We start from the raw sequence: 12,423 nt of genomic DNA on the forward strand, positions 1-12,423 counted from the left end.
GTTGGCAAACGGGTGATGGTTATTGTTAGTGGCTGGGCCGGTAGGGCTGGCCGAGTGAAAGCGGTGTGTTTAGCCGGGTACGAACCGGGTCGAAGGAGAGCAGAATCAACATCAGGATGGTGACCACATAGGGCAGCATCGCCAGCAGCTCCGTGGAGGCCCGCCAGCCCAGGCCCTGCAGCACCAGGTGCAGGATGCTGGCGGCGCCGAACAGCCAGGCGCCTATCAGCACCCGCTCCGGTCGCCAGGTTGCGAAGACCACCAACGCCAGGGCGATCCAGCCGCGGCCGGCGGTCATGTTCTCGGTCCACATGGGGGTATAGGCCAGTGACAGGTAGGCGCCGGCCAGTCCGGCCATGCCGCCGCCGAAAGCCACCGCCAGGTAGCGGACTACCAGCACCTTGAGGCCATTGGCATTGGCGGCTTCGGGATCCTCACCGACAGCGCGCAGCAGTAGGCCGCCACGGCTGTGGTGCAGGAACAGCCAGATCCCGGCAAAGGCCACCAGTGAGAAATATACCAGCAGGTCCTGGTGGAACAGCACGCGCCCGATCACCGGAATGTCACTGAGCAGGGGAATCGCTACCCGTTCGAAACCATTAATGGACTCCCCTACAAACCCGGCGCCCACGAAGGCACTCAAGCCGGTGCCAAAGATGGTCAGGGCCAGGCCCGCGGCGTACTGGTTGGCGGCCAGTGTAACGGCCATAAAAGCGAATAACAGGGCCATGCCGATGCCGGCGAACACCGCAGCGAACACCGCCACGGCCAGGCTGCCGGTAGTCAACGCCACCACGAAACCGGCTACGGCGCCCATCAGCATCATGCCCTCCTGCCCCAGGTTGAGAACGCCTGAGCGCTCGCAGATCAGTTCGCCCAGGGCTACTAGCAGCAGCGGAGTGCCCGCCACCACCATAGCCGCCAGAATGTTGGTCAGCAGCTCCATCTCAGGCCTCCTGGGTGGCAGCTGGTGCTGCTACACGAGTGGGTTTGCGGACTGGCGCACGGAGGCGTATCCGGTAATGGATAAAGGCATCGCAGGTCAGCAGGTAGAACAGCAGCAGACCCTGGAATAACCCGGTAACGGCCTTGGGCATGTTCATGGCGATCTGCAGCATCTCACCGCCGATAAAGGTCAGTGCCAGCAGGGCACTGGCGGCAATGATGCCCAGGGCATGCATCCGGCCGAGGAACACCACGATGATCGCGGTATAGCCGTAGCCCGGGGACACCTGGGGGACCAGCTGGCCGATCGGGCCGGTGACTTCCGAGGCACCGGCCAGGCCAGCGGTGGCACCACCGACCAGGAAGGCGAACCAGGTCAGGCGGCGGGCGCCAAAGCCGGCGAAGGCAGCGGCACGGTGATCCTGGCCGATCACATTGAGCTGGAAACCGATAAAACTGCGTGCAAACAGTACCCACACACTTACCGCCGCGAGCAGGCCAAACGCCAGCCCCAGATGGAGACGGGTACCGGGAATCAGGTCTGGCAGCAGCGCAGACTCACCAAACATGACCGATTGCGGAAAGCCAAAGCCGTAGGGGTCCTTTAGGGGACCGTGAACCGCATACAGCAGCAGGTTCAGGGCAATGTAGTTGAGCATGATGGTGGTCAGGATTTCATTGCAGTGCAGGTGGGTCTTCAGACCCGCGGCAATCGCCGCCCACAGCATGCCCGCCAGGACGCCCGCCACCAGCACGACTGGCAGCACCCAGACACCGGACGCGTCCACCAGCTGAACCGCCACCGCACTGGCCCCCAGGGCACCCATCAGGAAATGCCCCTCGGCGCCGATGTTCCACAGCTTGGCGCGATAACAGACGGTCAGGCCCGCCGCACACAGCAGCAGGGGTGCCATTTTCAGGCCCAGTTCCGCCAGGCCGATCAGGTCGCTGATCGGGGTGATAAAGAAGAAGGTCAGCCCTTCCACCGGGTCCTTGCCCATGGCCAGGAACAGCACGAAACCGGTGATCACCGTCAGCACCAGGGCCAGCACCGGGGAGGCCCAGCGCATCAGTGAGGAATCAACGGGGCGACGTTCAAGCAGCAGCATGGGAAGCCTCCCCGCTGTCGAACCCACCCGCCATCCACTCACCCAGCTGTTCGATGCTCAGCTCCGCAGTACACGCCAGTGGCGACAGGCGGCCTTCGCAGAGGGCGCCGATTCGACTGCAAAGCTGGAACAGCTCATCCAGGTCTTCGGAGATCAGCAGGATCGATGCACCCTCATCCCGCAGCTTCACCAGTGCTTCATGGATGGCAACCGCCGAGCCCACGTCCACGCCCCAGGTGGGATGGGACGCTACCAGCAGACGCGGATTCTGCAGCGCCTCCCGGCCGATAATATATTTTTGCAGGTTGCCCCCGGACAGACTCGCGGCGGTGCTGTCCTCGCCGGTACAGCGCACACCAAAGCGTCGGATCACCTCGCGGGAGAACGCGCGCACCCGGCCGAAACGGATAATGCCGCGGTCCACCAGGTCCTGCCCGGAGGCGGTCAGCAGGGCATTCTGCGCCAGGGACATCCCCGGTACCGCACCCCGGCCCAGGCGCTCCTCCGGTACAACGGCAACACCCAGTTTGCGACGCTGCGCCGGAGACAGGGCATTCATCCTCATGCTATCGAGGTCCATGCTTCCCCGGTCCGGGCGGATTTCCCCCGACAGGGCCTTGAGCAATTCGTCCTGGCCATTACCGGCAACCCCGGCAATACCGACGATCTCTCCCTGACGCAGTTCAAAGCTCACATCCGTGAGGCTGGTACCGAAGGGGTCCCGCCTTTTGCAACCAAGGTTGCGGACACCCAGCAACACATCGCCGGCCTGTGCAGCAGAAACCTGAGTGGAAATGGGTGTGTCATCGCCCACCATCAGGCGCGCAATATCCACCGCAGAGACCTCACCAGGCCGGCAACCACCGCTGACTTTCCCCTGACGCAGAACGGTGGCGTTGTGGCACAGGCTGCGCACCTCTTCCAGCTTGTGACTGATAAACAGGATGCTGCAGCCCTCGCTCGAGAGCTGCCGGAGGGTGGCAAACAGTGCGGTCACTTCCTGCGGGGTCAGCACCGAGGTAGGCTCGTCCAGTATCAGCAATGTGCTCTCCTGGATCAGGCAACGGACAATTTCCACCCGCTGGCGTTCGCCCACCGACAGGGTGCTGACATAGCGCCGGGGGTCCAGCGCCATGCCATAACGCCCGGATACCTCACGGATACGCTGGTCCAGCTTGCGTCGGTCACGGGCCTCGTCAGCGGGCAGTCCCAGCGCAATGTTTTCTGCCACGGTGAGGGTCTCGAACAGGGAGAAGTGCTGGAACACCATGCCAATACCCATCTCCCGGGCCCGGGCCGGACTGTCAACCGTGACCGGGTGGCCATTCCAGATCATGCGCCCCTCGTCCGGCTGCACCACCCCGTAGATCACCTTCATCAGGGTGCTCTTACCGGCACCGTTCTCCCCCAGCAGTGCATGAATCTCCCCGGCGCCCACCGTCAGATCGATACCATCGTTTGCCCGACACCCCGGGTATTCCTTGACGATGTTTTCCAGTTTCAGGCGCAGTGCCGCAGTCATACACAGCCTCTTCTCGTTACCCATTCCGGCCTGGCCAATACATAAACTGACCAACCAATCAACATTTGAGGGGTTAGCAATATGCTTGCCAATAGTTAACGAAACCCGAAAAACCGCTAAATGAACCAATTGGTCAGATTTTTGCAGAAACCGGCCTATAAGCAGCGGAATGCCTGTCTGTAATAGAAAGCAGGTAGCCGTGAAAAACCGCAAATAGCCTGCAAGCGGAGAGAGCCGTGATTGAATTTGTTCTGAACGGTCGAACTGAAAAAGTTGACCAGGTCGACCCAAATTTGAGCATCCTGGAATGGTTGCGCACCAAAATGCGACTCACCGGCACCAAAGAGGGCTGTGCCTCCGGTGACTGCGGTGCCTGCACCGTGATCACCGGAACCCCTGACCCGCAGGGCAACATTCGGTACGAGGCCATCAACAGCTGCATCAGCCTGGTGGGCGGACTGCATGGCAAGGAGCTGATCACGGTTGAGGCCTTTCAGCAGGAGCCGGGCCACCCGGTGCAACGCTCGATGATGGAGAAGCACGGCGCCCAGTGCGGGTTTTGTACGCCAGGCATCGTTATGTCGCTGGTCGCCTTCCATGCCAATAAGGAGGGCCCAACCCCGGACGATCACCGGTTACTGGAAGCCCTGTCCGGTAACCTGTGCCGCTGCACCGGTTACCGGCCCATCATCGAGGCTGGGCGCCAGGCCCTGGTGCAGGAGTGGACACCGGAGCCATCCCACCCCGCCGCCAGCCTGTGTGGCACGAGCGCCAGACCCGAACTGTCGGGCATTCCGGGTGGCAGCGTCTCGTCCGGCACGACGGACGGTCTCCGATACGACGCCCCCGCCACCCTGGCCGAGCTGCGGGAGCTGCGCCGTAACTTCCCCGACTCCCGGCTGGTGGCTGGCAGCACCGACCTGGCCCTGGAAATCACCCAGCAACTGAAGGCACTGCCGCACCTGATCAGCGTGGAACGGGTCGATGAACTGAAAGGCTGCACACAGGAAGGGGATGAACTGGTCATCGGCGCCGCCGCCACCTATCAGCAATTCCGTGGACCACTATCAGCACTGTGGCCGGCGTTTGACCCGATGGTGGAACGCCTGGGCTCCCTGCAGATCCGCAACCGGGGCACCCTCGGCGGCAACATTGCCAACGCCTCCCCCATCGGTGATATGCCCCCGCCCCTGATCGCCCTGGATGCCACCCTGGTGCTGGACGGCCCGGACGGCGACCGACGGCTGCCCCTGGAGGACTTCTTCCACGGCTACAAGCAGACCGACCTGAAACCCGGTGAGTTCGTGCACTCGGTACGGGTGCCGGTCCCCCGGGCCAACGAGCAGCTTTACATCTACAAGGTCTCCAAGCGCCTGGACGACGATATCTCCGCGGTGCTGGGCGCCTTCCGCCTGACTGTAGAGGACGGCGTGGTGGCGGATTGCCGGCTGGCCTTCGGTGGCATGGCCGCCACCCCGGCCCGCGCCCCGAAAGCCGAAGCCGCCCTGAAAGGCCGGCCCTGGAATGAAGACAGCGTTGCAGCCGCGATCATCGCGCTGGCCGACGATTTCACGCCCATGACCGACGTGCGCGCCTCCGCCGCCTACCGCCTGCAGGTGGCCGGCAACCTGCTGCGCCGGGCCCTGCTGGCCTCAGACGCCAACACCAGCGAGACACTGATGGTGACCGACTATGCGTAAACTGCCCCTGAACACCCCGACGCCGGCCCACAGCGCCCGCGGCCTGGCCGGCCACAGCGCCAAGCACGACAGCGCCTGGAAGCATGTCAGTGGCCAGGCCCGCTACATCGATGACCTGCCCATGCCGGAGGCCCTGCTCCACGCCGCCGTAGGCCACAGCGAACAGGCCCACGCCCGCATCCTGTCCATGGACCTTGAGGCCGTGCGGGCCTACCCCGGCGTGGTGGCCGTGATTACCGCGAAGGACGTGCCCGGCCATCTGGATATCGGCCCGGTGTTCCCCGGTGACCTGGTGCTGGCGGACGACATTGTGGAACACATCGGCCAGCCCCTCTTCGCCGTGGCCGCCACCAGTCACGAGGCCGCCCGCAAGGCCGCTCAACTGGCGAAGGTGGAATACCAGCCCCTGCATGCCGTGGTCACTGTGGAACAGGCCCTTGAGCAACAGCTGTTTGTGCGCCCCAGCCATACCCAGCAACGGGGTGAGCCCGACCAGGCCTTGGCGGAAGCGCCCAATCGCCTGAAAGGCGAGCAGCACGTGGGCGGCCAGGAGCATTTCTATCTGGAAGGCCAGGCCTGCCTGGTGGAGCCCACCGAGGACGGTGGCATGTTCGTGCACACCTCCAGCCAACATCCGTCGGAGGTGCAGAAGCTGGTGGCGGAAGTGTTGGGCCTGCCCATCCACGAGGTGCAGGCGGAGGTGCGCCGCATGGGCGGCGGCTTCGGTGGCAAGGAAACCCAGGCGGCCGCGCTGGCCTGTACCGCCGCGCTGCTTGCCAACGTTACCGGGCGCCCGGTGAAATACCGGCTGTCACGCCCGGACGACATAGTGCAGACCGGCAAACGCCACGACTTCTACAACACCTACGACATCGGTTTCGACGACGACGGCCTGATCCAGGGCGCCGACATCATGGTGGCCGGGCGCTGCGGCTATTCCCCGGACCTGTCCGATGCCATTGTCGACCGGGCCATGTTCCATGCCGACAACGCCTATTACCTGGACCAGGCCCGGGTGGTGGGCCACCGCTGCAAGACCCATACGGTGTCCAATACTGCCTTCCGGGGCTTTGGCGGGCCCCAGGGCATGATGATCATCGAACAGGCCATGGACGACATCGCCCGGCACCTGGGCCGTGACCCGCTGGACATCCGCAAGCTCAACCTCTACCGACCCGGGCGTGACACCACCCATTACGGCCAGACCGTGGAGCAGCATGTGCTGACCCAGCTCATGGACACCCTGGAGACAACTTCCGATTACCGCCAGCGTCGCGCCGAAATCACCGCCTACAACCGGTCCAGCCCGGTGCTCAAGCGTGGCCTGGCGCTGACGCCGGTGAAGTTCGGCATTTCCTTCACCGCCAAGCACCTGAACCAGGCCGGAGCGCTGGTGCACATCTACACCGACGGCAGCATCGTGGTGAACCACGGCGGCACCGAGATGGGCCAGGGCCTGTATATCAAGATTGCCCAGGTGGTGGCCTCCGCCTTCCAGGTGGACCTGGAACGGGTCAAAGTGACTGCCACCCGTACCGACAAGGTGGCGAATACCTCGCCCACGGCGGCATCCTCAGGCTCTGACCTGAACGGCATGGCAGCGCTGGATGCCTGCGAGAAAATCCTCGAAGGGCTGGTGGCCTTCGCCGCACAGCACTGGTCGACCCCGGCGGAGCAGATCAGCTTCTCCGACAACCAGGTGATGATCGGCGGCCTCGCCGTGCCCTGGGAAACCTTCATCCAGGCCGCCTACATGAGCCGCATTCCCCTGTGGTCCTCCGGCTTCTACGCCACCCCGAAAATCCATTACGACCCGGAGACCGGCACCGGCCGGCCGTTCCTCTACTACGCCAATGGCGCCGCCTGTTCCGAAGTGGTGGTGGACACCCTCACCGGGGAATACCGGGTGGTGCGCACCGACATCCTCCACGATGTGGGCCGGTCCCTGAACCCGGAGATCGACATCGGCCAGATCGAAGGCGGCTTCGTGCAGGGCATGGGCTGGTTGACCACTGAGGAACTGGTGTACAGCGATGAGGGCCGGCTGCTGACCACCGGCCCCGCTACCTACAAGATTCCCGCCGTGTCTGACTGCCCGCCGGACCTGCGGGTGGCGCTGCTGCCGGAGAGCCCGAACCGCGAGGCCACCGTGTTCCACTCCAAGGCCGTGGGCGAACCACCGCTGATGCTGGGTATCGCCGTGTGGAGTGCCTTGCGGGATGCCGTGGCCAGCGTCACCGACTACCGCTACAGCCCGCCCCTGGACACCCCGGCCACACCGGAACGGGTGCTGGGTGCCGTCACCGCCAGCCAGCAATGGCTGAACCAACAGAAGGAGACCGCGTGATGGAACGGCGACTGAACTGGTACCAGGCCGTGGCCCACTGCGAGGACCGGGGCGAACCTTATGTGCTGGTCACCGTGCTGGGGGTAACCGGCTCGGTACCCCGGGAGCCCGCCAGCAAGATGGTGGTGACGGGCGAACACAGCTACGACACCATCGGCGGCGGCCACCTGGAATACCGCATCTGCCAGCAGGCCCGGGAGCGGCTGGCGAAGCAGGACTACACCAGCGAGCTGGCCCACTTTCCCCTGGGTGCGAGCCTGGGCCAGTGCTGTGGCGGCAGCGTGTCGGTATTGATCGAGGCTCATCCGGGCTGCGAGCAGGAACTGGTGATCTTCGGGGCCGGCCACGTGGCCCGGGCCCTGGTCAACATCCTCGGCGACCTGCCCTGGCGGGTTACCTGGGTGGACGAGCGCGCCGACCAGTTTCCCGTGGAGGTGCCCGCCAATGTGCGCATCCACCACACCGATGACCCGGTGGGGGATGCCCCGGCCCTGTGCACCGGCAAACAGGTGCTGATCCTCACCCATAACCACCAGCTGGATTTCGACCTGTGCCGCTCCCTGCTGACGGCGGGAGACTGCGCGGGCATCGGCCTGATCGGCTCCGACACCAAGGCGGAGCGCTTCCGCCAGCGGCTGGAGCACCGTGGCTTCAGCCCCGACCAGATCGACAGCATCCGCTGCCCGGTGGGCCGTTCTGATATACCTGGCAAACGCCCCATGGAGGTGGCCGTGTCCATCAGCGCCGAACTGCTGAGCCTGACCGCCAGCGCGGACCAGCCCGCCACCCGCCGCGGCCTGCCCTGGAAGGAACTGAAAGGCCTGATCCAGAACCCCGACACCGGCCAGTCATCCAGAGAGAGCAATTCGAATGAGTCTTGAAGAACTGAACGCCCTGCCCCGGGACCAGGCCGAAGCCCGCTTCCGGGACTGCTGCGCCGCCGATCCCTGGGTCTGGGGCATGGTGATTAACCGCCCCTACACCAGCCGCGAGGCGATGATGGAACAATGCCACCGCCTTTGGCCCATCCTCACCGAGGACGACTGGCTGCAGGCCTTCGAGGCCCACCCGCAGATCGGCGACGTGGACAGCCTGCGTAAGAAATACGCCAGCACGAAAGCCCTGGCCAGCGGTGAGCAGGCCGGCGCCCGGGGCGCCGATGAAGACGTGCTCCAGCGCCTGAAGCAGGGCAACGACGCCTACCTGGACAAGTTCGGCTTCATCTTCATCGTCTGCGCCACCGGCAAGTCCGCCGACGAGATGCTGGCCCTGCTGGAGGCGCGGCTGCCCAACGGCCGCGAGATGGAACTGAAGAACGCCGCCCGGGAACAGGCAAAGATCACCGAGATACGACTGGAGAAACTGGCATGACCGACAAGAGTCCCATCACCACCCACATCCTCAACCTGGGCAGCGGCAAGCCCGCCGCCGGGGTTGCCGTCACCCTGGAACAGGTGATCGACGACCGGGCCGTACCCATCGCCGACGGTTTCACCGATGACGATGGTCGCCTGATGTCGTGGTTCGCCAGCACCCTCGAGTCCGGCCACTACCGGTTGCGGTTCGACACCGGTGCCTGGTTCCAGGCGCAAAACCTCGACACCTTCTACCCGGAGGTGACCCTGAACTTCCAGGTGTCAGACCCGCAGGCCCACTACCACGTGCCGCTGCTGCTGAACCAATGGGGCTACTCGACCTACCGGGGGAGCTGATGACCAGGACAACCCACACCGCGTTCCCGGCTGGCTGCGAGGCCCACCGGGGCGCCCTGCTCCACTTCCTCGGCGACCCCGGCAACGAACCGGATCCCAGAGATGGCAGCCTGGACTACTTCGGTGACGGCCTGCTGGTAGTGCTGAACGGCCAGGTGCTTGCGGCTGGTTCGGCGGAAAACCTGCTACCGCAATTGCCCGCAGGCACCCCGGTCACCGACTGGCAGGGCGGCCTGATCCTGCCCGGTTTTATCGACACCCACGTGCACATGCCGCAACTGGGGGTGATGGCCAGCTACGGCGCCCAACTGCTGGACTGGCTGGAGACCTACACCTTCCCCCACGAGGCCCGCTTCAGCGATGGCGACTGGGCACGGGCCGAGGCGCAACGGTTCACCGACCTGCTGCTGGCCCACGGCACCACCTCCGGACTGGTGTTCTGTACTTCCCACCCCGCCTCGGTGGACGCCCTGTTCCAAGCCGCCGAAAGCCGTGGCATGGGCCTCACCGCCGGCAAGGTGATGATGGACCGCCACGCCCCGGACAACCTCACCGACACCACCCAGGGCAGCTACGACGATAGCCTGGCGCTGCTGCAGAAATGGCACGGCCAGGGCCGCCAGCGCTATGCCATTACCCCGCGTTTTGCGGCAACCTCCACCCCGGAGCAACTCACCCTGGCCGGCCGGCTCGCCGCGGATCACCCGGACGTCATGGTCCAGACCCACTGGGCGGAGAACACCGGCGAGATCCGGTGGATCAGCGAGCTCTTCCCGGAGCGCCACAGCTACCTGGACGTGTACGACCACTACGGCCTGCTGGGGAATCGCACGGTGCTTGCCCATGGCATCCATATTGATGACCGGGACCGCCAGCGGCTGACCGAAACCGACACCCGCATCGCCTTCTGCCCCACCTCCAACACCTTTCTGGGCAGCGGCCTGTTCGACTTCCGAACCGCCCGGGAGGCGGGCGTGACCGTGGGCCTGGCTTCAGACGTCGGCGGCGGCACCAGCCTGTCGATGCTGGCCACCATGGCCGAGGCCTACAAGGTCTGCCGCCTGCGGGGCCAGACCCTGACACCGTGGCAGGCGTTCTACCTGGCCACCCTGGGTAACGCCCGGGTACTGCACCAGGCGGAGCAGACCGGCAGCTTCCGGCCCGGTCGCCACGCCGACTTCGTGGTGCTCGACCAGAACGCCTCACCGGCCCTGACCATGAAGCAGGCGTACAGCCACACCCTGGCAGAGACCCTGTTCAACCTGATGATCCTGGGGGACGACCGGGCCATCGTCGCCACCGCCGTGGCCGGCGAAATCCGCTATCGCAGATCCGACGGCGCCACCGCAACCACCCCGACGCCCGTATCCCCCACCCAAGGAGCCTGATTGATGGAAGCATACCTCAGCGAATGGCTTGGCCTGATGGTCCGCTGGTTTCATGTGATTGTCGGCGTCGCCTGGATCGGCGCGTCCTTCTACTTTGTCTGGCTGGACAACCACCTGCGGGAACCGCCGGAGTGGAAGAAACAGGAAGGCATCAAGGGCGACCTCTGGGCCATCCACGGCGGCGGCATCTACGAAGTGGCCAAGTACCAACTGGGGCCAAGGGAAATGCCCCGAGAGCTGCACTGGTTCAAGTGGGAGGCCTACACCACCTGGCTGAGCGGCATGACCCTGCTGTTCATCGTCTACTACCTGGGGTCACCGGGCTACCTGATCGACCCGTCCAAAGCCGATATCAGCCTGGGCACCGGTGTCGCCATCGGCCTGGGTACCCTGGCCCTGGTGATGGCGATCTACGAAGCACTGATCCGCAGTCCCCTGGCCCACAACGGCAAGGGCTTCGGTCTGGTGCTGTTCGCCATCTTGCTGCTGGTGGACTGGGGGCTGTTCCAGGTGTTCTCAGGCCGGGGTGCCTACATCCATGTGGGGGCCGTCATCGGCACCATCATGGTGGCCAACGTGTTCCTCGGCATCGTGCCTTCCCAATGGGCACTGGTGAACGCACTCAATGACGGCAGGGAACCAGACGAGAAGGTCGCCAGACTGGCCGCCCTGGCCAAACTGCGCTCCACCCACAACAACTACCTGACCCTGCCGATCATCTTCATCATGATCAGCAACCACTACCCGATGCTATATGGCCACCCCCATGGCTGGGCCATCCTGGCGGCCATCGGGTTTATCACCGCCTTTGCACGACATTACTTCAACCTGCGGCACCGGGATATCAACCGGCCATCGATCCTGGTAGCCGCAGCGGCCATGACCGTGGTTCTGATTTGGGTAATCGCGCCCACACCGACTACATCCGCCAACACCGGCATCACCGCCGTCAGCGACGAGACGGTGGCGCAGATCATGGAAACCCACTGCGTAGCCTGCCACGCAGAAACACCCACCCAGCCCGGATTTCAGTCCCCACCGGCAGGGATCAAACTGGATGATTTGTCACTGCTGGCCGACCATAACGGCAAGGTCAGGCAGGCGGCGGTGGATACGCATTATATGCCGTTAGGGAATATGACGGGCATGACGGAGGAAGAGCGGAGGCAGTTGGGAACGTGGTTGCGCAACCAGTGAGGCACCAGGCAGGTTCGGCAGGGCGGCCCTCACAGCCAGTAGAAGCGTGAGGGCAACGCTGACCGCACTCCAGAAGGGGATGCCCCCACCTGTACAGACTGAGCAGCAGTGGGCAGGTGCTTGCGAGAATAAGGGGCCAGCATGGGAATACGATAAACGGCAATGCAGCGCCAAGTGCGTAGCCGGCCCGTGCGATCGGGCTAACGAGTGCACCCACTTCTGGTGGTGCAAAAAGGATCCATGCACCCATGCCGGAAGCCAGGAAAGAGAGCCCGATGGTCATCGCTCCCCGGCTGTTGCGAACAGTTATGCAGTCAAAGGGCCGTCGGCAGTCTTCCGGGCACGCAGCCCCAGCCAGGCAAACAGGCACAGGACAGACACGGTGACAGCCAGACGCGGGTACCCAAGCGCCCCTTGCTGCAACCGGGCTAGTGTCCCGTTTGGTTAATTCGCTGATCTACTGAGCCACTGAGAGCCTTGAGAGCTAGGCGCGGTGGCGAAGG

At 64.4% G+C, this 12,423-nt stretch carries 10 protein-coding genes; 7 read left to right on the forward strand and 3 right to left on the reverse strand.

What is annotated here, in order from left to right; genetic code table 11:
- Positions 1–25: 25 nt before the first annotated feature.
- The 3 genes from MLC59_RS14385 to MLC59_RS14395 are packed head-to-tail and all read right to left on the reverse strand — an operon-like array spanning position 26 to position 3,576.
- Positions 26–946, reverse strand: coding sequence for an ABC transporter permease (locus MLC59_RS14385; protein ID WP_248235392.1), 921 nt, complete (start codon positions 944–946; stop codon positions 26–28).
- A gap of 1 nt (position 947) precedes the next feature.
- Positions 948–2,054 carry an ABC transporter permease gene (locus tag MLC59_RS14390; RefSeq protein ID WP_248235395.1) on the reverse strand — a complete coding sequence of 369 codons (1,107 nt, stop codon included), beginning with the start codon at positions 2,052–2,054 and terminating at the stop codon, positions 948–950.
- Positions 2,041–3,576, reverse strand: a complete 1,536-nt coding sequence (locus tag MLC59_RS14395) for an ABC transporter ATP-binding protein (protein ID WP_248235405.1) — start codon at positions 3,574–3,576, stop codon at positions 2,041–2,043. The genes MLC59_RS14390 and MLC59_RS14395 overlap by 14 nt, the downstream gene beginning before the upstream one ends.
- A 236-nt stretch (positions 3,577–3,812) precedes the next feature.
- Between MLC59_RS14395 and xdhA the strand changes: the two genes are divergently transcribed.
- The 7 genes from xdhA to MLC59_RS14430 are packed head-to-tail and all read left to right on the forward strand — an operon-like array spanning position 3,813 to position 11,920.
- Complete coding sequence (xdhA, locus tag MLC59_RS14400; RefSeq protein WP_248235408.1) at positions 3,813–5,276, forward strand: xanthine dehydrogenase small subunit; 1,464 nt, start codon at positions 3,813–3,815, stop codon at positions 5,274–5,276.
- Entirely contained in the window at positions 5,269–7,623 is a 2,355-nt protein-coding gene (gene xdhB / locus MLC59_RS14405) for a xanthine dehydrogenase molybdopterin binding subunit (RefSeq protein WP_248235411.1), read from the forward strand. Before xdhA ends, xdhB begins: the two co-directional genes overlap by 8 nt.
- Positions 7,623–8,504 (forward strand): xanthine dehydrogenase accessory protein XdhC, encoded by an 882-nt coding sequence (gene xdhC, locus MLC59_RS14410; RefSeq protein WP_248235413.1) that lies wholly within the window; start codon positions 7,623–7,625, stop codon positions 8,502–8,504. The genes xdhB and xdhC overlap by 1 nt, the downstream gene beginning before the upstream one ends.
- Positions 8,494–8,994: a 2-oxo-4-hydroxy-4-carboxy-5-ureidoimidazoline decarboxylase gene (gene uraD, locus MLC59_RS14415; RefSeq protein WP_248235425.1), complete on the forward strand. Its 501-nt coding sequence runs from the start codon at positions 8,494–8,496 to the stop codon at positions 8,992–8,994. The genes xdhC and uraD overlap by 11 nt, the downstream gene beginning before the upstream one ends.
- The gene (uraH, locus tag MLC59_RS14420; RefSeq protein WP_041336269.1) at positions 8,991–9,335 is read left to right on the forward strand and encodes a hydroxyisourate hydrolase; all 345 of its coding nucleotides are present in this window, start codon (positions 8,991–8,993) and stop codon (positions 9,333–9,335) included. Before uraD ends, uraH begins: the two co-directional genes overlap by 4 nt.
- On the forward strand, positions 9,335–10,723 hold the full coding sequence (gene guaD / locus MLC59_RS14425) for a guanine deaminase (RefSeq protein WP_248235441.1): 1,389 nt from the start codon (positions 9,335–9,337) through the stop codon (positions 10,721–10,723). Before uraH ends, guaD begins: the two co-directional genes overlap by 1 nt.
- Before the next feature lie 3 nt (positions 10,724–10,726).
- Complete coding sequence (locus MLC59_RS14430; RefSeq protein ID WP_248235443.1) at positions 10,727–11,920, forward strand: urate hydroxylase PuuD; 1,194 nt, start codon at positions 10,727–10,729, stop codon at positions 11,918–11,920.
- The last annotated feature ends 503 nt before the right edge of the window (positions 11,921–12,423 follow it).

Source organism: Marinobacter bryozoorum (assembly GCF_023156245.1).
GTDB lineage: Bacteria > Pseudomonadota > Gammaproteobacteria > Pseudomonadales > Oleiphilaceae > Marinobacter > Marinobacter bryozoorum.